Here is a 26496-nt window from a genome sequence, read left to right on the forward strand (position 1 = left end):
GAGGCATCATTTCATGTTATTTGCAAAAACACCTGAACCACCCTACTACGCTTGTATTTTCACTTCCCAAAGAAGCGATAAAGATGCCGAAAGTTACAACTCTACCGCAGATTTCATGGATGAGCTTGCCGCTCAACAAGAAGGCTACTTAGGAGTCGAAAGTGTGAGAGATCAAAACGGAGTAGGAATTACTGTATCCTATTGGAGTTCCCTCGATGCCATTAAGCTCTGGAAAGAAAATGCCGCCCACAAAAAAGCTCAAGAAAAAGGTATGAAAGATTGGTACTCGTCATACACAACCCGGATTTGTAAGGTTGAGAGAGATTATACAAGTAAGTAAAAATACTAAGATTTCATGTAATTGCATGCCTTTTTTATGATTTTCACTATATAAAAAGACCGCTTTTTTAGCGGTCTCAGACTGTAGACAAACTCGAAGAAAAGCTAGTTTGCCTGTAGTTTTTTCTATAATAAACGTTCCCATTGATTTCAGAAATCTGCTCCCTTTCCGCCGACTGTCTGCCAAGCCTCCTCGCCGCAGGCGTCTGTGGGGTCTTGGCTAGTCAGTTATTCGGCAAGAGTGTCGCAAAATTTCTTCAATCTATTGAGAGGGTCTTAAAACAAAAAAACTAGAGTATAACCTAGTCTTGTTTTAAAATCTTGGTTCGGGATGAGACTGTTCAGTATCCCCTTATATAGACAAAAGGGTTTCTATCTAAATTCCAAAACAAAGTTGATTGGAACGGAAGGTACGAGACTCCTGCGGGGCAAGCGCGTGCCTGGAGTGAATATCAACGTTCAAACTTTACGAACCATCAAAAAAAGTAAAAACATAACCAAGTTTTCATTTAAAATCATGATAATGAATTAAAGGAAATATCATTAAGATCCTCTTTTATTAGTGAGTACATATATAAATCATCGAATTTGCCACCAGTATATTCATAATGCCTCAGCAATCCTTCTCTTCTAAATCCTCGTTTTTCCACTAGTTTTTGGGATGGGTGATTTGTAGGTTCAATTAAAGCTTCAATCCTTTCCAGGTGAAAGTGACGATACCCATACATAACAACGGCTTCCAACGCTTCCCTAGCAATGCCTTTTCCCCAATGTTCTTTATTTAATTCATATCCAATTTCAGCTCGATGATGTTTGGTGACCATATTAAGAAAACCACAGCTACCTATAACCTTACCGGAATCTTTTAATGTAATTCCCCATCTAATTCCCGTACCTTCTTGGAATATAGATTCGTACCACTTAATTTCATCCCATACGTCATTTACTGTTTGGCATGGATCTAATCCCATTGGCTTCACTACATCTGTATCAGATAGATATGTAAACATATCACCCGCGTCTGCTTTTGTAACTTCCCTTAAAATCAATCGCTTTGTTTCAATAAACGGAAATTCTTTCCCCATCCAATTCCCCTCCTCTAATGTCCCCTTTTTCATATTTTACTGTTTCAATCATTACCTAATTAAAGCCGATAATCAACGATTTATAGATGAAAGAATAAATGTTAATAAAGAAAATGCGTCCCTACTTTCGTTAAATTCGGATAATAATTAATAGGATAGTTGGTTTATTATGGGGGCTAACTGTCATGGGTTGTAAGGCCTTTTGAAAAGAATTAGGGATTAATCATACAACCGTTGTGAGTAGGGTTCGTCACTTGGAAACTGAAGGCATGAAAGGACTTGAAGAAAAACGAGGCAAAATAAAAGGCCCCACAATAGGGCATTTCCCTACTTATTCAGAGAATACAGAAACGAAAATAAAACGATTTGAAGCTGAAATTGGAATATAAAAATAGCTCATACCACCCCAAAGATATAAATCAACTGCTCTTTTCTTAAACTCAATGTCAAACGTTCTCTTCTTTTCCCCATAAAAAAAATCCACTCATAGTAGACAGAATAGGTTATAAGGCGAGCATACCGCCTGACGACACAAGATTTTTTATTTATTGTGTACAAAATATAGTTTTATTGGATGTAGACTAAAATGATAAATCAATTAAAAAGAAAAATGCTATTACACATTCTATATAGAGGTAATGGATACAATATTGTAGTCAAAATGGGTAGCATATACGATGTTCTTAAAGGCAATTTAGTTATGTTTTTTTCTATTCTTTATAAAAGCTGTCAAAAGAAGTAGTATAGGCACAACAATTTGCAAAGGAATATGTAGGTAGTAAGGTACTTTGTGAATTCCAATATAAATATGTTCAATATAATTAGGCGCAATAGCAAACGACAAAGTTAAAATTAAAAGTCCTATGGGTAAGATTAATTTATTTTGGTTCTTTATTTGTAAGATATCTGCTATACCAATAACAGTACAATAGAAGAAAACTAACAGTTTAAAAATCCCTAACGTAACCAATGTAATAACAACTAGCGCTTCCAAACGGGTTATAAAATGAGCAATATCCACAAGAGAAGCAGCTGATAGAAGTGGAAAAATAGATGATTCTACAATATCTTCATTTAAAATCATTATATTAACAATAGAGGAAAAAGCCAAGAAGAGACAACTAGCTATAATGGCATATAATCCTATTTTTTTCACTTTCGATTTCTGATCTAGATCAGGAAAAATCATTGAAAAAGCAATCATCTCTCCAAATGGAATGGTTAACGCAGTTGGGAAAATTGTATGGAGGATTGGAGACCAATCTCTAGGTATTATAGGCCGTACATTTTCTACATCCAATAACCCATTAATCCATTGAAAGATAATAATTAAAAATAAAATAGAAAAAAGAAGAACAAATCCAGCTAAAGCTACTCGTCCTATTGTTTGTATCCCTTGTTTAATACCATACATGCATACTCCCATCATCAATGCTGCAAGTATAACTGGAGAAGTATTACGATAGGCCATTATTAATAATAAGGCTGTAAAGTCTCTCAAGATACGCGCTGCCATGTACATGAAATAGAGGGCATACAGGAAGCTTATTATTATTCCAATATGCTTCCCCCAGATTAATTGAGTATATTGAGTAAGAGGTAAGGAAGGGTAATAGGTATGAAGCTTTGTGTATACTAAATATAGTATACACCCTAATAGGCCTGCAACTATCAAGGAAATCCAGCCATATTTACCTGCAGATCGCCCTACTTCAAGCAATAGAGCGCTTCCTATTTCAAATAACACAATGAGACAAAAAAATTGAATCGTATTTATTTTCTCTTTCATTGTGTTTCACCTCTTTGGAATTGGTTTGAATGTGTACGTGATCCTGCTGTTTTAATCGAAATATCAACGTGAACTTCTGTTTGGGCTTTTTGGTAAAGGGAACTCCATGATTTACGGTAATATTTCCATTGAGAAGGATGTTGAAAGGATAATTGTTTACCAAATCCTAATGTGTCCGTTTGATATTTCTGGGTAAGGGCAATCATCTTTTTAATTTCCTTCTTTATTTCTTCCTCTACAGATTTTTCAATAGGTTGAAGGTCTTTATCATTCTCTAAGGTATATAAGCCCTTTATCTCTTCTATCTCTGCTATCCCTTTTACATTCATCTTAAGGTAGGGTATGCCATCTTTGACAGTTGTGTACTTTTTAGATTTTACAGTTAGTAAATGAGCGGTAACAAATTTATGTTTTTCAAAAGGGGCCGTTATATACGAAGATTTCATCTCATTATAAGCTATTAATACAGGACGTATTTCATGATTCTTACTCCATGTTACCCATTTATCTTCTTTAAAAAAGGCTGTCCCATCTATCTCAGGAGAAGTAGGAGATGCTTTTTCTAGGTTAGATAAATCACCTGTACTTTTTTTCTTTTTAGGTAATGCTACAGTTGATATAGCTACTTCCTGCCCATCATCTTTAATATATTGAATAATTTGACTAATAGTTAACGATTGACCCGTACCTGCTACTTTTTTAATATTCTCTAGATTAGAAATTAACGAGTTGCTTGGTATCTTATTTAAAGGTGTGAGCGCGTTTAAAATAGAACATGCAGAGGAATTATGGGAAACTGTCACAGCCGTTGATAAACGGACATCGGGCTCTCGATCAAACAACTCTAGAGCATTAAGTAAACCTTCCTTCGCTATCGCCTCACTTATTACCACTATCTCTAGATGAGGAAAACTAGCTGGACGAGGGAGTTTCTCGAAGCTCTTCCACATAGCTTCTCCTACGGTTCTTCCTTGTCCTTGATAATTTAATATGGCCGGACCTTGTCCTCCTGTACTGCTAGCTGAAGTAACATTGGAAGGATTGACCACCTGTAGAGTAGCCTTATATGTTCCGTCGTTTTCTTTATCCAAGGCCACACCGATTGCAAAACTAATCTGATTTACTTCTTTATAATCACTACAAGCTGCAAGAAAACTACATAACGAAATGATTGCTAGAACTTTAAACCCTTTAGAAAACGTTCCGATCATGTCTCTCACCATCTCTTTTAGACCTCTTATTTTTCATCTCTTATCTTATTATTTTTTCGCTTCATTTGACGCCAAGGCATTCGAATAAAGTTATCTTGTTGAGCAGCAGTATTAAATGGAGTCACAGGTAATAAATATGGTACACCAAAAGAATTTAGCTTTGCGATGTGAAAACCAATAAAAAATAAAGAGAGCATAATACCATATAAACCTATAAAAGCTCCCATAAATAAAAAAACAAATCGCAAGATTCTACCCGTTGCTCCAATGGAATATTGAGGGACAGCAAAGCTGCTGATTGCCGTTAAAGCTACGATAATAGTTGAAACAGAAGAGACAAATCCGGCCTCTACAACCCCCTGCCCAATAATTAGAGCACCTACAATGGATGCTGCCTGTCCTGAAGCTCGGGGAATCCGAATGCCTGCTTCCCGTAGAATCTCAAATGTCACTTCAAGCAAAAAGATTTCGACAACAGTTGGAAAAGGTACTCCTTCTCGTTGTGCTGCAATACTAACTGCTAAGTTAGTTGGAATCATTCCAATGTGATGTGTCACTAAAGCTACGTACACACCTGGTGTTAACAATGAAATAATAAAAGAAAATATCCTCAATAAGCGCATGAGTGAGCTAATATCAGACTTTTCATAATAATCTTCTGCGGTTTTGAAGTGATCCATTAATAGCGTAGGACAGATAAGCCCAAATGGTGTCCCATTCACTAAAATGCCTATTCTCCCTTCTAACAAGTTACCAGCCATTACATCTGGCCGTTCTGTATTAAACGTACGGGGAAAGGGAGAGTATGTTTCATCTTCTAAAAAGCTTTCGATATATCTAGATTCCAATATGCCATCGATTTTAATATTTTTTACTTTCTCTTTTACTTTTTTTAATATAGATGCGTCTACTAAATCCTCTATATAAAGTATAGCTATATCCGTTTGTGTCCTTTCCCCTAATTTAGAAAACTCAATGCGTAAACTAGGATGTTGAATGCGTGAACGCACGAGAGACGAATTCGTGCGGATTTTTTCTGTAAAGCTGTCTTTGGGACCGCGAACAAGAACTTGTGTAGTAGGTTCGCTAATGGAGCGAGAATCAATCGATTTAGTCCCTATCACTAATACTTCTGAACTCTTGTTAAAAAAGATAACTGTATTTCCTGATACAAGAGAAGATAATATAGTATCCCACGTAGACGCTATTTCTACTTCTGAAGCAGATAATACCTGGTCTTTTAGATAATTGTTTAACTCGGTTGTTCTATTAGGTTCATTGAAATAAAAAGAATCGTTACATACTTCCAAAATAGGTTTGATAATAGAAGTTTCGATCACTTGTTTATCACAGATCCCATCAATATAGACAATGATTAAATCTACACGGTTATGTAATTGAAATTCTCTAATTAAAAGGTCTGAATTAGCCCCTAGTTCTTTTTCTAGATGCACCTTAAATTGTTCAATATTTTCATTTATTAGACCACGTTGAATTGCCATTTTGGTTTCTAGGTCTCCTTCTTTAATAACGCTTACATATGCTGATTAGGATAACCTGTAATAGGGGAAATATACCTGAATTGGGCGAGGAGGAGAGGGTATAAAAAATAGCTGAAGTAGAACTTTTAAAGCTTACTTAACTCAAATTCATAAAAGGAAAATTTGCGTCAGAGAAAAGGAATTTTTACATATACAATGGATGTTTAAAGCACACAAGTCGATAAAATCCGTAGGAAAAGGAATTGCTTATTTACACAAACTTATTGACGGTCCCTGATAGTGAAAAGCAGCCCTAGGCAATTTTAATATATGAAATGAAAGTATCATCCGTTTTTTCACGTGCTCTTTAAAGCATGTTGTCGGAAATACCAATACTAACGACGGAACTGGCTTGCTGCTCACGGGCAAATCGGCAATGCCATCCGAAACCGCAGCCCAAATCAAGTACACTCTTATTTCGCAGCTCTGGTATTAGCTATTTTAATACAAGCCATTCCCCCGCAGCTTCAACTGTCCTTATACGAAAACACCGCTTGTTTCCCTACCTCGCCATCTAAATTTCAAACTTCTTCAAATAACACCTTTTCCTATTCACTTTTGACAATTTGTTTTGATTAAAGCGATCAACAAGTTAAATTGCATGAATTAGGTCTTATCTCCTAATCCCTTTTAAAAGAATAAGTCTTTTTTACTCATCCTTAATAAGTTATCAAGAAGATAAGCAAACTATACCATATTGCGCCTTTAACGGACTCTCCCTACCTAGGCATAGTTTTCCACAAATTATCTAGGTAGTTAAAACAGAATAAATATATAAACGTTATTATTAAATGGCTTGACCAAAATTTATTGGGGTGAGTGTTTTATGAAGATGAAAAAGGCATTTATAGGTCTATCACTCTTATGTTTGATTGTTCCTGGTATTGCCAATTCGGCAAATTCTTTAAGCGACCGAAGCAATATCCTGGCTGACTGGAAATTTACAAAACAACATGTAAAAAGTGGTTCAATCGATAAAGGTAATTTAATTATTGAAGATGCAAGCAAACATGGAAATGATCTAGAGTTGGTGACGATAGGTGATCCGGCCTCGCCTGAATTAAAAAATATGCTTCAATGGTCTAAAGAAGATTATTATGATCAAGAAAAAGTGGATAGTTTGAAATTCGCTAATTATGAAAACGCCCCATCAGGAAGATATTTCAAAACAAAAAAGGATGCACCTATAAATTCTGAGATATTCGATCATGGATTCACCATCGAGACAATATTCAAATTGCCAAGTAATTTAAAAAGCAGCATGGGCATGTTTTCAAGACAAGGACAGGCTGCGGCCCTTAATAAAATGGAAGGGGAGAAAAAAATTCTTTCTGCATTAACTGTTTCCAGTGATCAAAAAATTCAATGGTCAAGCCATCCATCCAACCTACAATATAATGTAAGTAATTGGTCTCGTTCGTTAAATCCTGATGAATGGTATCATTTGGCTATTGTTAATGACGGTAGCACAACGACTTTAACATTGAATGGCGTTAGTGATTACGGAAAATCAGAAAAAGTTATAGGCATTGCAGCAATACAAGGTAAAGGCTGGAACATCGGTGCTTCTCAGTGGGGAAATAAATTGGGAACACTATTTGCAGGAAATATCCAGGAAATACGGATTGCTAATAAAGCATTGACAGAGAAAGAATGGCTTGTGCAGGATGCTCGTGACGATGAACCATTCGAAGGATCAAACAAATCTTTACCCTTTCTAACGAATAAAAAGAATTATAATTTTCTTTTTGTTCCAGATACCCAGAAATACGCAAGCCAAAATCCAGAGATTTTCAATAGCCAAATGAATTGGATTTCCAAGAATACGAAAAAAAACAATATCATTATGAATACATTCGTTGGGGACATTGTCGATAGTGATTCAGAAAAACAATGGCAGATTTCCCTCGGAGCCATTTCCCTTTTGGATAAGAATGAAGTTCCATATATGATGGCAGCAGGTAATCATGACTATGCTGACGGAAACCCTTTTTTAACACATTATGGACCGCAACGATTTGTGAATAAAAAATACTATAAGGGGTCGTCTCAATCCGGATATAGCTCTTATGCAATTGCTAAGGCAGGAAGTTATGAATACTTAGTCTTGATCGTAGATATGAAAAATCTGCATAAGGACTTAGAGTGGTCAAAAAAGGTTCTAGATCAGCATAAAGATAAACCGACCATCCTCGTCTCACATGATATTATTTCCCCAGAGGTTAAAGGTAATGAAATCAAAGCCGTCGAGTCGTCTAATGGCCGACTGATCTGGGATGAACTTGTAAAGGATCACAATCAAGTGTTCATGACGGTTAATGGACATTATTTTGGGATAGCACATCAGGTAAAACAAAACTCAGCAGGGAATGATGTGATTCAAATGCTAGTCAATTACCAAGCGAATTATCGCGGGGGAAATGGTTGGCTAAGACTTGTGGAATTTAATGAAAAGAAAAACGAACTGCTTTTCCGTACCTTTTCCCCATTTGTCAATGAAATGTCTAAAAAGGAAAAAACTTATATTGATTATAAATTTTTAACAGGGGAAAATAATTCATTTAAATTGGATTGGGATTTTAAAAATAGATTTAACTTTAAGTAATTTGAAACACAAGGAAAAAAATTGAATTCCCCAGGTATCCTGAACTATCAATCAACCTGGGTTCATTCCTTTTATGTGGACTACTCCACCCTTTTTGTTGAGTCATTCAAGCTGTCATGCATTATCATCATTTTTTTCCAAAACCTGATAACAGTTGTGAATTACTATTTATAATCGGCAGTTTCCAAGGATTTGGAAGGATGAACGATCATCCCACATAAAGAAGGTGGAATGCTGTGAAAATTGAACATTTCTTCAAGTTGGTTTAAACTGGCCTCGCTAATCAAAAAGACACTGGTAGGTGGATTCATGAAGCGGATGCCCAAACATATGTGCAGTTGCAACCTTGCTGCAACTGCAGTAGCATGGGCTGTGAAAGCAGCTTTGCAAGCTTCTTCCACACTTAATTCTCCCATGTGTTACTTGCTTTTATCGCTTTTCATGGCCGATCATCATGCGGCTATTTTTGTTTGAAATGCGATCTGTACATTCTTCAGCCCAGCTTGTGGCTATTTGATGATTTACCATGTCAAGCAGTTCTTCGATGATTCTTTCATATCTGCTTCCATGAATATATCTCGGCTTATATATAAATAGCCCTCAAAAATTCCCGATTGGAAAGACCCTGAATTTTCATGCAGCTTTTTTCATTAATGATTTGTACTTTCCTAACCCATTAACAACAAGAACCCCTAATATCGCAATCACACCTCCAATGACTGAAAGAGTACTCGGCACCTCTTGCAGCCATAGCCAAGCGATGAAAATGGCTATTACAGGTTCAATGTATAACAGACTAGAAACGGAACTGGCTTTTCCTAACGATAGTGCAATTGCCCATGTGACATAACCGATGGCCGCAGGGAAAATACCAACAAAAATAGCTGATAAATGCCCTTCCATTGTAGCGTGTTGCATGTCTTGAAATAGCCCAGGAACAAATATAAAAAAGGGTATCGTACCAATCCATGTGAAATAAGCTGTCAATTCAATCGGATTATAGCGGCTAAACAGAGGCTTTTGGAAAACAAAAAACACCGCTGATGCAACAGCAGACATCAGCACTAAAAAGGCTCCTTCAGAAATATCCAGAGAAGGACCTGCAGTACCTAAAGTTATTAAGGTGATCCCTGTGAAACCTATTCCTAAACCAATCCATCCGAATAGGCCAAGGCGTTCTTTTAAAACGATAGAAGCGATGATAGCGATGAAAACAGGTGCTGAACCAATCAGCATTCCAGCAGTTCCCGCCGAAATGGTCTGTTCCCCAAACGTCACCCCGATATGATAAATACTAATACCAATTAATGCAAGGATCGATATCCTCAATAAATCCTCTTTTTTCGGGAGACGAAACTTCACTCCAGGCCATAGAGCATAAAGGACAAAAATCCCTGATGCTATAAGATAACGAACAAGTACCAAATGTCCAGCTGAATACCCGCCATTGAGGCTTGCACGAATAGCTGCGAATGTAGATCCCCAAATAATAACTGTAATTGATGCCAATAAAAATGCCTTAGTGTTCAAAACCTATTCCCCCCAACCATTCACTATAACCTGAAGGTAACATGGATATGGGAGAACTTCAATAAAATTTCCATCTTGCTGTGAAGTGAAAAAGTAAAATACGGAACTAACGTACATTCTTTGGGAAAGTAAATTCCATCTGGGCTTGGAACGGATCGATCAGGTTTTGAAAAGCATGCTAAACAAAAGGTGCTTCGTATCAGAAGCACCCAGAATGTCCAAGATATAGATTACTCGAAATACTTCTTGAGACTTTTTACAATGTAACCGGTTAAATTAACGATTACATTCCTATATAAATTAACTATTTTCTGGTTTCCAAGAAGAAAAGCGTCTTTCAATGATACCTAATAATGAAGTAAGAATGATTCCCGTAATGGTAATTACTAACACTCCAACAAACATACGATCTGTTTGTAGATTTTGTCCATTGCTTGTCAATTGATATCCGATACCAGCTGTCGAAGCGAATAATTCACCTACAACTACAGCAATCAGTCCTTGACCGATACCTAAGCGAATACCATTTAAAAGGAATGGTACCGTCGAAGGCAATGCAATCGTTTTAAAAATTTGAAATTCACTTGCATTAAACGTTCTTGCTGCTTTTATTAAGTTTTGATCTAATGTTAACATGGCTTTTTGAGCGCTCATCACTATGGGAAAGAAGGCCATCAAAAATACTATAACAATTTTTGATGCTGGCCCTATTCCGAATGCAATGATAATAACGGGTAAAAGGGCAACTTTAGGAGTTACATATAATCCTGAAATAAAAGGATTAACTACTGCATTAAAGTTAGCATTCCAGCCAGACAACACACCAATTGGAATTCCAATAAGTATTGCTAAAACGAAGCCTGCAACAAATTCGTAACCACTTACTTCCACATTCTCCCAAAAAGAAATTTCTTGGACCATTAAAACTGCCGCTTGAGCAATTTCAATTGGTGAGCTAATAAACAATGGATTTATCCATTCATTTTGAGAGGCCAATTCCCAAAGTAACAGGAATATTAAAACAGAAGCAACACTGATAAAAAATGACTTTTTTTCTTTTTTTATTTTCTTCGCTTTTTTTATCTTATGCTTTGATTGTGTAAGTTGGATAGTACCCTTAGTCATAGTATTCTCCTTTCACTTTATTATTTTTCTTTATTATCGAAACCTTGTTTTGAAGACTCCTGTTCAATAATAGACCATATATGGTCCACAACTTCTAAAAATTCTGGGCTACGCTTCACATGGAGATCTCTCGGTCTAGGAATATCAACATCCACAACCTCCACTACACGTCCTGGTCTTGCCCCAAAAACAAAAATTCTATCAGCTAAAAATACCGCTTCATCAATTTGGTGTGTAATAAAAAGGCTTGTCTTTTTTGTCTCTTCCCATATTCTAAGTAACTCACCTTGCATAAATTCCCTAGTTTGTGCGTCTAACGCCGAAAATGGTTCATCCAGTAATATTAATGACGGGTTTAACGTTAAAGCTCGAGCCAAGTTTACCCTTTGCTGCATCCCCCCTGATAATTCATGTGGATAATGATTTTCATAACCTTTCAATCCGACCATTTCAATAAATTCTTTGGCCTCTTTCTTTTTCTCTGCTGTTACTTGCTTTAATAGTTCAACCCCATATAGAACATTTTCCAAAACTGTTCTCCAAGGTAAAAGACTCGGGTTTTGGAAAACCATTGCCCTATCTTTGCCGGGTCCATCAATTTTTTGCTGATCTAATAGAATTTCTCCCTTACTTGGCTTTAGTAATCCAACTACAGTATTTAAAAAAGTTGTTTTTCCACAGCCGCTCGGCCCAACAATACATATAAATTCACCATCTATAATAGATAAGTTTATATTTTGTAGGGCAATCACTTCTGCACCAGTTTTATTGTTTACGTAAGTAACATCTAAAAATCGAGTACATAATTTAAAATTTTCTTCCAATTGCTCGTTTTCCATCTTAACTATCATCTCCTTTCCATTTTCATTACTTTTTAAAAGCTTCTTCAATATAACTATTTGTCCAAATAACATCTTCAGTAGTATCCTGTTTAGTAGAAACGCCTGACATTTTGCCAAATTCAACTAATGGATCTTGAGCATTATCCCAAGCTTCTTGATTCATTTCTCCATAGCCTTTAAAAGTGTTCTTTAAGCCAATTATTGATTCCTCTAAAATATCAACATCAATCCCATCAAAATAAGATACGATTGATTCGGCAGCCTCTCTTGGATTATTACGTGTAAATTCCATCCCTTTCCCAATTGCTCGAACCACTTTCAAAGATGTTTCCTTATTTTTTTCTAAGTATTCTCTTTTAGCAAAAACAGCTTCCCAGACCATGTTCCCATACATTTGCTCTTCACTTGTATTGATTACAATCTCACCAACATCTTTACTTTCCACTTGTAAACCCATCGGTGGTGATGCTACACCCCCGTCAACAATCCCCTCCTGCATTCCGCCAATCTTCGATCCATCTCCTGCTAATTTGACGGTTTTTAGAGTATTTGGATCCACTCCATGTAATTTCATTAAATATCGGGTGTATACATCCCCGGAATCGCCAACAAGGTTAGTACCAATAGTTGCTCCATTTAATGAAGCAACTCTTTCTTCAAGTGATGAGTCTTTAGAAATATTCTTTTTCTTTTGATATTGTTTAGAGAGTGTAATTTGATAGGTTAACGCTGAATTTAAAGATTGAATTGCCAATAAATCTTCACCTTTGTCAAGAGGAGTAAACATACTTCGAGGACCTGAGACCGCAAACTGAGCTTCACCTGATAATACAGAAGCGATTACTTGTGCTCCTCCACCACCAGAAACAATTTCAGCTTCAATTCCTTCCTCTTCAAAATATCCTTGCTCAATGGCTACGTACAATGGGGCAACCGACAACAACCGTGCAGGTTCTGTAAAAGTAAGCTTTACCGCTTTCCCTCCTGAACTCCCCTTATTTTCTGTAGTAGTTTCGTCACTTGAACTGCATCCAGATACTATAAACACCAAACAAAGCAGAACGAACCATTTTTTCTTAAGCATATTACTTACCTCCCCAAATCAATCATTTTTTATTGACGCTTAATTCACTAACTTTGAAAGACCGTTAAGCGTTAATAGGTTACTGTTTTTCAAAGAAAAGCCGTTTCAATCTTCTCTTGAATTTATAGCCATTCAAGCTTAAAAGTGCTTTCTTTTAATTCAGCAACATGCTTTTCATCAGATTCTTCAAATGAAAAATGTCCATTAGACATAAATTTCCCCTTCTGAATTTTGTTTTATATACAAAACTTAATTTCATATACATATCAATTTTAATTCAGCCGTCCCATTTTGGTCAATTGTAAATTTCGAAAATTTGGTTAATTCAGTGGGTTTCCGCACAAAAAAACACTCATTTAGAATCATTGAGTGTCAGGTTCATTCGGATAGATATATGGAATATGCAAATGGAGTTCGATTTCCCCGTTAGATATTATCGCTTTTTTATATTTACTTCTAGTGCAAAATATCGCCAAAAATAAGTGCAAAATAACTCCTAAAGCAACACATAAAACATACCCGTATGCAAAAGCGTACTTTTACGAACAAAGAATGAATGTTTCTTCATAACTGGGTTTAATCTTCTGACTTACACCTACAAGAATTAACTCCCAGCATACTAGAGGCTAGGAGTTAATTTTCATTCTTTATTTTTGAACCTTATCATGTGGATATTCAAGTGAGATAACTCTTTTTAAGGCTGATTGTTCATCAATCTAATTTCATGATATATAGCATTAGATAGGATTCCTATTTCTATGTTCTTATGTACTTCATAAAAGTGAATAACCATTAAAATAATCGCCGTAAACCCGTCACTTCAATATGCAATAATATATACTGACTAGAGCCAAAATAAAGGGCCCATTTGGGTTATTGTAGGAAAATCAAAAAAATAAAGTTCAAAAGATGCCCGCAGGCATCCAAATAAAAAACGAAATATAAACTCATAATCGTTAAAAGAGGATGATAAACTTTGGATTATTTGATCAAGTATTCAGCGAAAATCTAGTTTAATTTATAATTAAAAGTGCCTTTATCACGGTCCTGTTCTATTCCATTGACGATTAATTTTCTCTGTTCATTTTCTGGGAGGTGGAATGTGATCTGATCATATGGCAATTTATAGGACCCTTTCTTATGAATTGTCACTTGAATCTCATTTTCTTCAGCTTCCATTTCAACATTAATGTAGGCAAATGTATGCAAATAGTTGTTTGTTAAACCATCATCTTCATATAATTTGTAAGAGGACTTTCCTTTTCCTTTAGAAGGAAATAATAAAAATCCCCTTTCATCCTCTTTCTTAGTTGCAAAAGTGACTTCTGCTTGATTGATTGGAAGTATTGATCCTGCTTTGGCTAGTATTGGCGTATAGGATAAAGGCGCAGGAATTACAACTGTTTGCCCTCCTTCATACCATTTTCCCGTTTGAATGTCATACCACCCATCAGTATTCTTAGGTAAATAAACTTCCCGTTCTCTCTTCCCCTTTTCGACAACAGAAGCAACCAAGAGTGACTCACCTAGCATAAAGTCATCGTTTTCTTCAAAGGTAGTTTCATCATGTTCGAAATCGTAAAACGTCGGTCGGATGATAGGCTGATAGTTATTATAGGCTTCGTGCAGAGCAGTATATAGATATGGAATGATCTTTGTTCTAAATTTAATCAATGCCCTGATCGATTCCAGTGTTTCAGGATACATCCAAGGTTCATTAACTGTTTGGTCGTCATTCCAAGAATGTATAGTGAACCTTGGATGAACAATTCCATTTTGCACCCATCTCACGAACAACTCCGGTTCAGGAGCAGGACCCGAAAATCCGCCTACATCATGGCCAAAATTATAAATACCTGATAGGCTTAACCCTATTCCCATCTTAATGTTGTATTTCAATGTTTTCCAACTGGTACGATTATCACCGGTCCATGTTTGCACATAACGATGCATTCCCGCGGAACCAGAGCGTGATATTAGATATGGGCGCAATTCAGGATTGTATTCTAACTGTGCTTCATAGGAAGCTTTCATCATAAGGAGCGGATGGACCGCACGAATTAGCTCAAACTCTTTATTTTTGCCAAAGCCTTGGCAAGTAGCGTCTTTGCTCCAAATTTCAAACTCATTATTGTCGTTCCAAGTTGAATCAATTCCATAATACAACAGATTTTCTTTTACTTGACCTTTCCACCAATCATACGTTTCTTTGTTAGTAAAGTCTAAATAAGCGCCGATATCATCCCAAAATTGTGCCATTTCAGGTTCTTCTGTCTTACTGTTTGTTATAAACATCTTTTTTTCTTTCAACTCATTAAATAATGGATGATCTTTTAATAAACATGGTTTAATATTTGCACACAATCGTACATCCTTATCATGAAAATTCTGTACCATCTTTTTAGGAGACGGAAATTTTGAATGGTTCCAATTAAACACATAACGTTTATTGCCGATTGATGTATATCCTGATGACAATTGGAACGAATCACATAAAATATCATGTTCTTCACAAAGCTTTAGGAATTTATTTAACTGCACTTGCGCATCCGGAGCATCAGTGTAACTCATTGTCGATCCAGAATAGCCTAAACTCCATTTTGGTGGAAAGATTGTTTGCCCAGTTAACCACGAAAATTTGCGAGTGACATCTTTAACTTTCGGACCTGCGATAATATAGTAATCTAAATCACCATGTTCAGCTTGAAAATATCTGTATAACTCATGATAATTATCAAGCTCTGTACCTAATTCAAAAATAGAGCTGGACAAATTGTCGTAGAAAATTCCAAATGAAAATCCAGTTTTCTTCTGTCGTGTAATATAAAATGGAATATGTTTATAAAGTGGATCACTATATTCTGCATCGTAACCCATCGCATCAATTGTCTGCATCCGATAGCGCTTTCCATGCTTATCAACTGAGCCCGTTTTTTCACCTAATCCGAAATATTGTTCATTTAAATCGCGCTTTAAATAATGAACTATGTCCTGACAAAGTGAGCCATCAAAGTTATATGCCTGAGTTTGTCGATCATTCGCAAAGTTCTCCCACTCAGAATTCTCACGATAAAACCAGCTGATCTTAAATCCATTTAACTTCACCTGAATCTTTATGAGTGAAGTTTCTACAATGAATTCATCATCGTCTTGTCTAAATTCATAATTTGGTAGTGAAAAACCGTTTGTATCCAAACGATCACGGCCCTCCAATGGAACATCAGCTTGTCCCGGTGCTACACTCCAGGTTTTATCAAGCTTTAATTTTTCTCCATCTGTAAATAAGATTCGAATGATGTCTTTTTCAAGCACCATAATTTTTGCATATGTGTTTCCATCTAGTAATTTAAAGTCAAGAATATTGTTATTCTCTTTAATGAAAGTAAACTGATAGTTCTCCTTAATGCTCATTTGATATCTCCTTCTCTGTGTGTATATTATAGATCAAATAGTATAAGATTAAGCTAACATCAGAGATGCTCTCTAATAGCTATTTGATGCAAGAATAAAGTACTGCCTTTAATAAAACGCATACAAAAATAATTAAGAAACTTTTTCGTCACGTCTCCTCTTAGGTTTAGTTTAAGTCAGGCTGATTATCTTTATTTCTTTCTTTTAAGTCAGCTACAATTTTACTGTATAAATTATCTGTGAGATTATAAAAGAAAAATAAGATAATTAATCCAATAATATTGAGGGCTGCTGGAGCAAGAAATAACAGTCCTTTAAGACCTAACAGTGTATCTGCAGACTGTTGAATATTTGGAACATATCCAATAAGCCCTAGTGCTACCCCTGGAATAAAACCAGCGAGAGCCTGTGCAAGCTTTCGGAAGAAACTGTACGTTGAATAAACAATCCCTTCTGTACGTTCTCCTGAATTCCACTCATGATAATCAATAGAATCAGCAATCATTACCCAAGGTAGACCAAGTGCAAACGCTAACCCAAAGTTTCCCAAAGAGAAAATAGTTAAAAACGTAGCCGTACTTGTTGGCAATACAAAATTCAAAACATCACTAGCAATGCAAACCATAAGTCCAAGCATGAAGGTATTTTTCTTACCAATTCTTTTTACCATTGTTGGAATGAACATTGAACCAACTACAGCGAGCCCAATACTTAAAAATGATAGCATTGACATAAGTTCCGGATTCTTTAAATTGTATTCTAAGTAGTACAATTGAACAGCGTTGCGAATATTGGATGAAGTAATCATGAACAAAGCTGCTAAACACAATACAATAAGAGGTCGATTTGAAACCAATGCCTTGAATAACGTAGACAGCGGTACCTTTTCATTTTTTGGTGCTCTAATAACATTTTCTGTTGTATTGTGATAGCAAATAAGATGAAAAAATATTCCGAATATTACCATCACAGATATAGCAACGATGTATCCTATTTCTTTATTAGCAAACTGAACTACAATCGGAATAACTGCCATTCCAGAAATAAGAAGTGCCATTTGACTACCAATTGCTCTAAATGAACCTAAAGATGCACGATCAATTGGATCTTGCGTCATGGCAGCAGATAATGATCCGTACGGGATATTAACAATTGAATATGCTAGACCAAACCCCATATAGGTGATAAACGCCCACACAATCTTCCCATTATCCGAAAAGTCTGGAGCTAAGAATGAGATGACCGTCATTAATGCCAGTGGAACAGTTCCCCATAAAATGAACGGGCGGAACTTTCCTCGTTTTGAGATATTTGTTCTTGAATCTACAAATGCACCAACACTTGTATCTGCAAATGCATCGAAGATTTTAGAAATTAAAAACACCAATCCTCCCCAGTAAGCGGAGATTCCTAAAACATCTGTATAAAATTTCAGAAGGTATAACTGTCCCATATCAAACATAAGGCCGTTACCAATATCACCAAAACCGTAAGACAACTTTTCTTTAAAAGTGAGCTTTTTAGAAGCGGTGACCGCTGTCTTTTTAACCGGAACCACTGGTAATCCCATATAACCATCCCCTTCTTTCTCCCATATATAACCCCTGTATTGTAAACCTTTTCATAAAGAAGCAGAAATAGTGTTTATTTTAACCCTTAAGCACTATCACCCCCTTTGATACTTACAATATCTTTCATAAGCAAAAAGAGCATTCCTGTATTAACGCTGTAAAAAGTATTTCTCTGCATTGTAATAGGAAATATTTTCAATCAGTGTTTGAAGAAGCACATTATCGTTTGGAACCCTTCCTTGTTCTACCCATTTCCCGATTAGGTTGCATAGGATCCGACGGAAATAATCATGTCTTTCATAGGAAAGAAAGCTGCGAGAATCTGTCAGCATACCAATAAAATGACTAAGTAACCCGACGTTAGCTAAATCTTTCATTTGTTTCTCTATTCCATCAATGTGGTCGTTAAACCACCAAGCTGTACCAAGCTGAACTTTTCCTGGAACGCCTTCTTCATAGAAATTCCCCATCATGGAGGCTAATACAAGATTGTCTTTAGGATTTAAATTAAATAATACGACTCTTGGCAACGCATCTTCTTGGTCAAGCGCATCAAGAAGATGCGATAATCCTCGTGCGATGTTTGCTTCTCCAATTGAATCAAACCCTGTATCCGAGCCCAAAAGATTTTTCATTTTTGTATTATTATTTCGCATAGCCCCAATATGTAATTGCATCACCCATTGTTTTTGAGCGTACATTTTCCCTAGTTCTTTTAGAAGAAAAGATCGATACTTGATCAATTCTTCTTGTGAAAGCGACTCTCCATTCATACGTTTTGTAAAAATTGTTTCTGCCTCTGCTAGAGTTACTTCTTTATACTCCATGTAAGGAATATCATGATCAGCTGCCCTGCCTCCATTTTCATGAAAAAAGTCAACTCGGTATTGAAGTCCTTTAATTAATTCTGCAATAGATGTCACTCGTTGATGAACTACTTGCTCTAGATTCTTTAACCAATCTTGAAAAGTTGGACGTTCAATAAACAGTGCTCCATCAGGTCGAAAGGTTGGTACAACCTTTGTTTTAAACGTAGAATCATGGTTTAATAATTGGTGGTATTCAAGAGTAGATATAGGGTCGTCTGTAGTACCAATAAATTGCACATTAGATTTCTTAATAAAAGATTGCGGTGTAAACTCCATATCTTGTAATTTTTTATTACATTCTTCCCAAATTTCCAGCGCGGTATCGGGACTAAGTCTTTTATCAATGTCAAAAAAACTCTTTAATTCCATATGAGTCCAATGGTAAAGTGGATTTCCAATTAAATATGGTACCGTCTGAGACCAAGCAAAAAACTTTTCCCAATCACTAGCTTCTCCTGTTATAAAATGCTCCCCTATACCATTCATTCGCATCGTTCTCCACTTGTAGTGATCGCCCGCTAACCATAGTTGAGTAAGGTTTTCATAATGTTTATTCTCAAAAATTTCTTTTGGATCTAAATGGCAGTGAAAATCAAAGATTGGCATTTCTTTTGCTGTATTTTTATATAACTGAACTGCTGTAGGTGTGGAAAGTAAGAAATCGTCTCCTAAAAAATACTTCATATTATTTTCCTCCTAGGGGAATAAAATCAAATTTATAAGATTAAAACTCTCAATGTAAACACTTTCATTTTTGGTTAATTTAATTTGTTCGACTAGTAAACTAATTAATTATAAGAAATAATTTATCATGTTTATAAAATTCAGTCAATTAAAATTCTTTAATTTAAGAGTCAATATTTTTCAAATGAAAATGCTATAATAAAGAACAATGTCAGTTAAGATTTGGAGGACACATTTATGCCTACTGGTGATGCAGCTTATATCAGGAAATTAAATCGATCTTTAATTATTAGTAAAATTGTAGAAGCAGGAATAATTTCAAGGGCAGAATTGTCTAAGATTACAACATTAACAAAAGCCACTATTTCAGTACAGATTGCAAGCTTAATTGATGAAGATATTATTATTGAGACACAGCAGGATCATTCAAAAGTTGGAAGAAAACCTATAATGCTATCTTTAAATGGAGCAGCAGGATATGCATTAGGTATTGATTTAGATTATAGTCAAATCTCTTTCACTCTTTCTAACCTTCTTGGTCATCCTGTTTCGTCAGATACTATTAAAATACATACGACAAGTTATTCGGATATCTTTAATATACTAGTTGAAAAAATTAATAAATATAAAAATGAATGCCTTAAGTCTAGATACGGACTTATTGGTGTAGCAATTTCAATTCATGGTCTTGTCTCTACAGATGAACTCATTCATTATATTCCTCGGTTAAACTGGTATGATGTGGACTTAAAGAATGATTTAGAAAAAGAGTTAAACGTTAACGTATATCTTGAAAATAATGCAAATCTTTCAGCTTTTGCTGAACGAGCCTACACATTTCATAAATCAGATAATTTGGTATGCATAACACTTCGATCAGGTATAGGCCTTGGTATAGTAATAAATAACAAATTATCTAAAGGACATGATGGCTATGCTGGAGAGATTGGTCATATGATTATCCAACCAGGAGGAGACCTTTGTGCTTGTGGGAACAAAGGCTGCTGGGAAAGATATGCTTCTGAGTCAATCTTTTTAACACAACTTTCTAAAGAAAAACAAGTTAGTACTATAACTTATAAACATATTGAAGAATGGCTTAATCAAAACGATACTGAACTACATAGACAAATGGAAAACTTCATCTATTATATTTCAATCGGTTTGAATAATATCATCAACATATATAACCCTGAAGTTCTAATAATTGATAGTGAATTACTTTCTCTATACCCAGATTCTATAAATGAAATTAAGAAAAATCTTTCTTCCTCCACAATTCATTATCGAGAATTATTAATATCCTCAATTGGAAAAAAAGCATGTGAATTGGGTGCGTGTGCATTGGTGATTAAGAATTTTCTTGAAATTACGATGCCTAACTTTGTATATCCTGAATCAATAGAACATATTCATTCACTGAATAATATGTCTGTCAAATAGTTATAGGTTAAGGATTCTTTCTCACAGAAAACTAGGCTGATGCTTTCCTAACAGCTATAAAAACCATAAAGCTTTAGTAAAAAAGCTTTATGGTTTTTATTCCCAGATGTTTACTCTTAAACCTAAATTTTAGCTGCTGAACAGCCCTTAATCTAGAAGTTGAGATAAAGACTCCCTTCAATAAGAATTTCCAATTCTATTATTTTTAAAATTTCACAAATAATCAATAACCCCAAAAAGAACATACGTTTGATCACACTTACAAAAGAAGAAAGGATTCAATTAATGGGATTTGGTTCTGGTGCAAACATAATGTAAATTTGAAAAAACTAATAGGATTTCTAACGGAATGCTACTTTATGCGGTTAATCCAAACAGCTCGTGGATACAATTCACCTGGTTTTGGACAGACTTCTCCCCTATCTTTTAACTACTGAATGGATACAGGATACGCTGGGTTTTTTCCACTGTTATGACAGGGGTCTGGACACATACGAAAAAGCCAATGCTTTCTTGAGAAAGCATTTGGCTGCTTGTTTATCTCTGATTCACATAGATAACATTAACCTTCGGAATCCACTGTATGATACAGGTACTATACTTGAAGGCAAGGGAATCGGAATATACATGGAAGAAAATGATAAATTCTGAAAGTTCATATCGGATGATTTTATGCTGTGATTAGATGGCGTGGCATTTGATCAAAGGGGGTTCTCTTATTTTTTTAGATAGCTGCTGCCACTCCATATCATGTTCCCTGTTTTTGCACGCAAAAAAGGACAGAGAAGGTAATGGCAACATTCCCTTCTCTGTCCTTTTACCTGAGAGTTTAACTCTATGCTAAAAAGAGTCTTCCCCTTAGGTGGCGTTTTATAAACGCTCTCTCCAGAGTTGCGTCTCATTGTGGTTCTTTACCTGAGAGATTTGTTCCAAGTTTTTTTGGGAACATGCTCCTTCGGTGATTGTACATTATTTACTTATGTGTTTTTTATGGAATCGCCTCTTTATTTATACCTATTCAGGAAACTAAGAAAAGATAACACGGAGGAAAATCACTTTATATCAGCAAATGCTTTCAAATTTAACAGACTAATGCTTCTTTATGAAGTTCTGCTCTTGATAATCGCTGATTGCAGCCTGGTTTTTCTCTTTTTCTTTTAAAACATAACTAAGCAAGTCTAATGAGAGGCGCGCTGCCACTTGTCCAGTTATTCCCGCATGATCGTAAGGAGTAGCTACTTCTACCATATCAAAACCGATTACTTCTCCTCTTTTTGCAATCCCATGGAGTATTTCGTTGACTTCATCATAAAGCAGGCCTCCAGGAGAAGGTGTGCCTGTCGCAGGGGCGATCGATGGGTCGAGGCCATCAATGTCCATGGTAATATAATATTTTTCACCTGCTGGAATAAGTTCCAGAACCTGTTCAAATCCCATCTTTCTCATTTGACGTGGAGACAAGATGACACTTCCGTATTCTCTGGCAGCATCGACATCTTCTTTTATACTGCTGCTGATTCCACGAATTCCCAATTGGAAAATCTTTTGAACATGATTCATTTCAGATAAGCGGCGGATGCAGCTTCCATGTCCAACCCGCATTCCTGAACGGTGATCTGCCCAGTCTAAATGCGCATCAATCTGGATCACATGAAAGGGCCCGAGTTCACCCAATCCCTTTCCTACTGGAATTGTAATGGAATGATCTCCACCTAAAACAACCGGCATTGCACCTTTTGAAACGATTTTTCTAATGGCTTCTTCCGTATTATCATGGGATTGCATCATATCCCCATGTACAATGTCTACATCGCCGCAATCAACGACTTTCCATTTCGGGCCAAGATACATGATATCATTTTCAATATCATAGGCGCCATCTAACCCGAAACTATATAATGTAGAGCCTTCACGAATTCCTCTTGGACCCATTCTTGCACCTGACTTCCATTGTGTTCCCATATCATTTGGAACTCCAATAACAGCTACATCTGCATCTAACTGGTCTAGGTCAGGACATACGGGATATTTCCCGAAAGTACAGATTCCGGTAAAAGGTAAATTAAGTTGCTGTTTTTTATTATTCGACATGACCTTTGCCTCCCACTTGTATTACGTCCTCGTTAATATATGCAACCTTCATGCCAACCTATAAAACTAGGTAAAACGGAATTGTGTTGTCAATAATGACTACCAGGAACCAACATATTTTCTGATTACTCGATTCTCGTTAGTAAACGCCACAGAGAAAGAGCGCGGAGAATATATTTCATTTTCAGTAAAATATTATTGTTGTCTTATTGGGTCTTAAATAAGACATATCTTGATGAACTGGTTTTTTTACTCGTAAAATTAACAATTAGGCAAACAGCTTTTTTTATTTTCCAGCCCATCTTCAGAATTAATATTTGAAATTTTTAAAATATTGGCGATTTCAAAAAATACTTCCTCTATTATTAGTCAAAAATTTATTCGATGTAAGCATTACTCACTCTCTTTAACTCAACTTCTAGATTTTTAATGATCAAACCACTTGGTTGGCTCCACTTCTAAATTAATGTTGATTTGTTTTACCTCACTAAACTCATCTAAACCAAAAGTTCCTAATCCACGGCCAATTCCGCTTTGCTTATAGCCTCCCCACGGGGCCTCATTGTAAGCTAGATTATAGGCATTAATCCATGTAATTCCGGCTCTTATTTTCTTAATCACTCTTAAAGCCTTTGCACCATCTTGTGAAAATACACCTGCTGCGAGGCCATATGGGGTATCATTGGCAAGCTGGATGGCTTCCGCTTCATCTTTAAACTTTTGTACAGTCAGTACTGGGCCAAATATTTCTTCCTGAACAATTCTCATGTCCGGTTTGGTATCAACAAATATTGTCGGCTCAACAAAATAGCCCTTTTCAAGCCCGTTGCTTGTGATACGCTTGCCGCCGCAAGCTAATGTCGCCCCTTCTCCTATGCCAAGTTGAATATATTGGAGTACCTCATTCATATGTGCTTCACTGACAAGGGCACCCATTTGTGTAGACGGTTGATCACCAGGGCCGACCCGGATCTTTTTCGCTTTCTCTATCAGTCTATCGACAAACTTGTCGTGAATGCTCTCTTCAAGCAGCAAACGCGATCCTGCATTACAAACTTGGCCAGTGTTTACAAAAATTCCATATAAAGCATAATCCACGGCTGTCTCAAAGTCTGCGTCGGCAAAAACGATGTTAGGTGACTTGCCGCCTAATTCAAGTGCAATGTTTTTAATATTCCCAGCTGCTTTTTGCATGACGTTTCTTCCTGTTGACGTGCTGCCAGTAAACGAAACCATATCGACTTTATCACTTTCCGCTAGTTCATTTCCTACTGTTCCCCCACCACCCATAACTAGATTTGCAACGCCATCTGGTATGCCTACTTCTTTGATAATCTCGAACAATTTAGTGGTGGTAACCGGAGTTATCCCGGCTGGTTTAAACACAACTGTATTTCCTGCAGCAAGGGCAGGGGCTATTTTCCAAGCCCCCGTCAGTAAAGGGAAATTCCACGGAGCGATCAGTCCACATACCCCTACCGGCTCTCGAACAACCATGGCCTGTACAGGACCGGAAACTGGATATGTTTGGCCGTCCGGTTTAGTGACTAAACCGGCATAATAACGAAAACAATCCGCTGCATCCGCAATGTCAAACTCTGCTTCTTTCAGAGGTTTTCCGGTATTGGCTGTTTCAAGTTGGCTAAGCTCAGATGCCTGTTCTTCAATTTTCTCAGCTATTTTAAATAGATAGGAAGCCCGTTCCGAAGCCGACAGGTCTGACCAAATCCCGGAATCAAATGCGGTTCGTGCCGCATCAATGGCCATCCGGGCATCTTCTACATTTCCGTTGGGAGCCTCCGCAATGATCTTGCCGTTTGCCGGGTTAACAACATTACTCTTTTGTTTACTCAAAGAATCCATCCACTCACCGTTTATAAACATTTTCAGCTTCAACAATTTGAAATACCTCCTGTTCGTTATTCTTACTTTATAGCAATCTCATTTCCATAAAAGGCTAATAATGTACCCGCAGCATGTGTAGGCATACGCAAGTTGCGGGTACACCATGGCGACCGCCCATTTAAAACTCCCATCAAGCCGGTCGCCGATTAAACAATTAAAGATCAACATTAATCTAGTTAAATTATTAAATTAATGTTGTGTTTTTCGCCTCATAAGTTTTTTGAAATAATTCCAAATAATCTGCAGGTGTTACTTTTCGTGAATTAGACTGTGTACACAAATGAACTGATGCCCCTTCAGCGAGGAATGGGAAATCTTCGGGATTGACATTACTTAAATCTCGAAAATCAGGAATGCCAATTTTACGTGCAAGCTCTTTTAACAATATAACACCATCATAAGCAGCTTCTTCTATTGTTTTCCCTTCTTTATTTGCTCCAAGTTTTTCAGCTACAATTGCATGCTTTTCCGGGTTTGAAGGAATATTAAATTCAAACACATGTGGTAGAAAGATAGAATTTGCTACCCCATGTGGAGTATCATAAAGACCGCCGAGTGGTTCAGCCATAGCATGTACAGCACCAAGATCCGCGTTATCAAATGCCATACCTGCAATTAAACTGGCTACAAGCATATTTTTCCTTGCCTCTAAGTCGTTCCCATTTTCTACAGCTAACGGAAGATACTTAGCAATTAATTCAATTGCATAAAGGCTGAGAGCATCGGAAATGGGTTCAGCAATATTGCTGGTATAAGCTTCGATAGCATGTGTAAGTGCATCCATTCCGGTAGCAGCGGTAATAGATTTAGGCAGCGTTAGAGTTAATTCAGGATCCAAAATTGCTAGTTTTGGAGCCAATTTAATGTCAAGTATAGCTTCTTTCTGTTTTGTCACTGTATCTGTAATGACAGAACCTGTTGTAACCTCACTTCCAGTACCTGAAGTTGTAGGGATACAAATAAGTGGAGTTATTTCTCGCTCTAGTAAATTTACACCATAACGATCTCTAAGCTCTCCTCCATGGGTTAAAAGTGTACCAATTGCTTTTGCTGTATCCATTGAACTTCCGCCGCCAAGACCTATCAAAAGATCTATTTCCTCGTCTTTAAATTGTTGATAGGCTCTTTGGCAATCTACATCTTTTGGATTAGGAGTAATTTCATCAAAAACAATATAATTGACACCTTCTTGGTCTAACGAATCGGTAACCTTTTGTAAAATTCCAGTTTGCGCCAGTCCTTTATCGGTAATAAGAAGTGCCTTTTTCCCTCCTAGCTCTTTTGCTCTTTTCCCAATATTTTTAACTTTTCCGTTCCCAAACTCTATAGAAGTAGGAAGATTGAAATTAAAATCCCAGATCATCATTAATA

General features: G+C 36.5%; 18 protein-coding genes, 2 pseudogenes and 1 riboswitch. Of the genes and pseudogenes, 3 read left to right on the top strand and 17 right to left on the bottom strand.

The features are described from left to right. Positions 1-13: 13 nt before the first annotated feature. Positions 14-340, top strand: coding sequence for an antibiotic biosynthesis monooxygenase (locus LQ203_RS17990; RefSeq protein ID WP_230159863.1), 327 nt, complete (start codon positions 14-16; stop codon positions 338-340). A gap of 514 nt (positions 341-854) precedes the next feature. Here the strand turns inward: LQ203_RS17990 and LQ203_RS17995 are convergent. From LQ203_RS17995 to LQ203_RS18015, 5 genes and pseudogenes are all read right to left on the bottom strand, one after another. Next, positions 855-1424 carry a GNAT family protein gene (locus tag LQ203_RS17995; RefSeq protein WP_230159865.1) on the bottom strand — a complete coding sequence of 190 codons (570 nt, stop codon included), beginning with the start codon at positions 1422-1424 and terminating at the stop codon, positions 855-857. A 694-nt stretch (positions 1425-2118) separates the two neighbouring features. Continuing rightward, a complete protein-coding gene (locus tag LQ203_RS18000) occupies positions 2119-3213 on the bottom strand; it encodes a GerAB/ArcD/ProY family transporter (protein ID WP_230159866.1) in 1095 nt (364 codons plus the stop codon). Beyond that, on the bottom strand, positions 3210-4424 hold the full coding sequence (locus LQ203_RS18005; RefSeq protein WP_230159868.1) for a Ger(x)C family spore germination protein: 1215 nt from the start codon (positions 4422-4424) through the stop codon (positions 3210-3212). Before LQ203_RS18005 ends, LQ203_RS18000 begins: the two co-directional genes overlap by 4 nt. A gap of 26 nt (positions 4425-4450) precedes the next feature. Beyond that, on the bottom strand, positions 4451-5926 hold the full coding sequence (locus tag LQ203_RS18010) for a spore germination protein (protein WP_230159870.1): 1476 nt from the start codon (positions 5924-5926) through the stop codon (positions 4451-4453). Between the two features lie 349 nt (positions 5927-6275). Next, positions 6276-6398, bottom strand: a pseudogene (locus tag LQ203_RS18015) (class I SAM-dependent methyltransferase); the annotation flags it as partial. Between the two features lie 393 nt (positions 6399-6791). Between LQ203_RS18015 and LQ203_RS18020 the strand changes: the two are divergent. Next, positions 6792-8570, top strand: a complete 1779-nt coding sequence (locus LQ203_RS18020) for a LamG-like jellyroll fold domain-containing protein (protein WP_230159872.1) — start codon at positions 6792-6794, stop codon at positions 8568-8570. A 164-nt stretch (positions 8571-8734) separates the two neighbouring features. On the opposite strand, the gene LQ203_RS18025 is transcribed toward LQ203_RS18020, so the two are convergent. The 8 genes from LQ203_RS18025 to uxaC all read right to left on the bottom strand — a co-directional run bounded on the left by LQ203_RS18025 (position 8735) and on the right by uxaC (position 19686). Beyond that, positions 8735-8971: a hypothetical protein gene (locus LQ203_RS18025; protein WP_230159874.1), complete on the bottom strand. Its 237-nt coding sequence runs from the start codon at positions 8969-8971 to the stop codon at positions 8735-8737. Between the two features lie 232 nt (positions 8972-9203). Next, on the bottom strand, positions 9204-10100 hold the full coding sequence (locus LQ203_RS18030) for a DMT family transporter (RefSeq protein WP_230159876.1): 897 nt from the start codon (positions 10098-10100) through the stop codon (positions 9204-9206). A gap of 300 nt (positions 10101-10400) precedes the next feature. Continuing rightward, a complete protein-coding gene (locus LQ203_RS18035) occupies positions 10401-11225 on the bottom strand; it encodes an ABC transporter permease (protein WP_230159878.1) in 825 nt (274 codons plus the stop codon). 20 nt (positions 11226-11245) lie between these two features. Further along, the gene (locus tag LQ203_RS18040; RefSeq protein WP_230159880.1) at positions 11246-12139 is read right to left on the bottom strand and encodes an ABC transporter ATP-binding protein; all 894 of its coding nucleotides are present in this window, start codon (positions 12137-12139) and stop codon (positions 11246-11248) included. Continuing rightward, a complete protein-coding gene (locus LQ203_RS18045; protein ID WP_230159882.1) occupies positions 12093-13151 on the bottom strand; it encodes an ABC transporter substrate-binding protein in 1059 nt (352 codons plus the stop codon). The genes LQ203_RS18040 and LQ203_RS18045 overlap by 47 nt, the downstream gene beginning before the upstream one ends. 1008 nt (positions 13152-14159) lie before the next feature. Further along, entirely contained in the window at positions 14160-16562 is a 2403-nt protein-coding gene (locus tag LQ203_RS18050; protein WP_230159884.1) for a glycoside hydrolase family 31 protein, read from the bottom strand. A 166-nt stretch (positions 16563-16728) separates the two neighbouring features. Then, the gene (locus LQ203_RS18055; protein WP_230159886.1) at positions 16729-18132 is read right to left on the bottom strand and encodes a glycoside-pentoside-hexuronide (GPH):cation symporter; all 1404 of its coding nucleotides are present in this window, start codon (positions 18130-18132) and stop codon (positions 16729-16731) included. Positions 18133-18282: 150 nt separating this feature from the next. After that, positions 18283-19686 carry a glucuronate isomerase gene (gene uxaC, locus LQ203_RS18060; RefSeq protein WP_230159888.1) on the bottom strand — a complete coding sequence of 468 codons (1404 nt, stop codon included), beginning with the start codon at positions 19684-19686 and terminating at the stop codon, positions 18283-18285. A 237-nt stretch (positions 19687-19923) separates the two neighbouring features. Between uxaC and LQ203_RS18065 the strand changes: the two genes are divergently transcribed. After that, positions 19924-21129, top strand: coding sequence for an ROK family protein (locus tag LQ203_RS18065; protein WP_230159890.1), 1206 nt, complete (start codon positions 19924-19926; stop codon positions 21127-21129). Between the two features lie 433 nt (positions 21130-21562). Here the strand turns inward: LQ203_RS18065 and LQ203_RS18070 are convergent. From LQ203_RS18070 to LQ203_RS18085, 4 genes and pseudogenes are all read right to left on the bottom strand, one after another. Continuing rightward, a pseudogene (locus LQ203_RS18070) lies at positions 21563-21674 on the bottom strand (IS6 family transposase); the annotation flags it as partial. A gap of 254 nt (positions 21675-21928) precedes the next feature. Further along, a riboswitch (glycine riboswitch) is annotated at positions 21929-22028 on the bottom strand. Positions 22029-22218: 190 nt separating this feature from the next. Continuing rightward, entirely contained in the window at positions 22219-23220 is a 1002-nt protein-coding gene (gene speB / locus LQ203_RS18075; protein WP_230159892.1) for an agmatinase, read from the bottom strand. Between the two features lie 426 nt (positions 23221-23646). Then, positions 23647-25119, bottom strand: coding sequence for an aldehyde dehydrogenase family protein (locus tag LQ203_RS18080; protein ID WP_230159894.1), 1473 nt, complete (start codon positions 25117-25119; stop codon positions 23647-23649). 190 nt (positions 25120-25309) lie between these two features. Beyond that, positions 25310-26488, bottom strand: coding sequence for an iron-containing alcohol dehydrogenase (locus LQ203_RS18085; RefSeq protein WP_230159896.1), 1179 nt, complete (start codon positions 26486-26488; stop codon positions 25310-25312). Positions 26489-26496 lie beyond the last annotated feature (8 nt).

This window comes from Peribacillus sp. Bi96 (genome assembly GCF_918698115.1).
Classification (GTDB): Bacteria; Bacillota; Bacilli; order Bacillales; family DSM-1321; genus Peribacillus.

What these genes read in the sequence shown, in the direction of transcription:
- LQ203_RS17990 (WP_230159863.1), top strand. Translation starts at nt 14, where the DNA reads ATGTTATTTGCAAAAACACCTGAACCACCCTACTACGCTTGTATTTTC.
- LQ203_RS17995 (WP_230159865.1), bottom strand. Translation starts at nt 1,424, where the DNA reads ATGGGGAAAGAATTTCCGTTTATTGAAACAAAGCGATTGATTTTAAGG.
- LQ203_RS18000 (WP_230159866.1), bottom strand. Translation starts at nt 3,213, where the DNA reads ATGAAAGAGAAAATAAATACGATTCAATTTTTTTGTCTCATTGTGTTA.
- LQ203_RS18005 (WP_230159868.1), bottom strand. Translation starts at nt 4,424, where the DNA reads ATGATCGGAACGTTTTCTAAAGGGTTTAAAGTTCTAGCAATCATTTCG.
- LQ203_RS18010 (WP_230159870.1), bottom strand. Translation starts at nt 5,926, where the DNA reads ATGGCAATTCAACGTGGTCTAATAAATGAAAATATTGAACAATTTAAG.
- LQ203_RS18020 (WP_230159872.1), top strand. Translation starts at nt 6,792, where the DNA reads ATGAAGATGAAAAAGGCATTTATAGGTCTATCACTCTTATGTTTGATT.
- LQ203_RS18035 (WP_230159878.1), bottom strand. Translation starts at nt 11,225, where the DNA reads ATGACTAAGGGTACTATCCAACTTACACAATCAAAGCATAAGATAAAA.
- LQ203_RS18040 (WP_230159880.1), bottom strand. Translation starts at nt 12,139, where the DNA reads ATGTTATTTGGACAAATAGTTATATTGAAGAAGCTTTTAAAAAGTAAT.
- LQ203_RS18045 (WP_230159882.1), bottom strand. Translation starts at nt 13,151, where the DNA reads ATGCTTAAGAAAAAATGGTTCGTTCTGCTTTGTTTGGTGTTTATAGTA.
- LQ203_RS18050 (WP_230159884.1), bottom strand. Translation starts at nt 16,562, where the DNA reads ATGAGCATTAAGGAGAACTATCAGTTTACTTTCATTAAAGAGAATAAC.
- LQ203_RS18055 (WP_230159886.1), bottom strand. Translation starts at nt 18,132, where the DNA reads ATGGGATTACCAGTGGTTCCGGTTAAAAAGACAGCGGTCACCGCTTCT.
- uxaC (WP_230159888.1), bottom strand. Translation starts at nt 19,686, where the DNA reads ATGAAGTATTTTTTAGGAGACGATTTCTTACTTTCCACACCTACAGCA.
- LQ203_RS18065 (WP_230159890.1), top strand. Translation starts at nt 19,924, where the DNA reads ATGCCTACTGGTGATGCAGCTTATATCAGGAAATTAAATCGATCTTTA.
- speB (WP_230159892.1), bottom strand. Translation starts at nt 23,220, where the DNA reads ATGTCGAATAATAAAAAACAGCAACTTAATTTACCTTTTACCGGAATC.
- LQ203_RS18085 (WP_230159896.1), bottom strand. Translation starts at nt 26,488, where the DNA reads ATGATCTGGGATTTTAATTTCAATCTTCCTACTTCTATAGAGTTTGGG.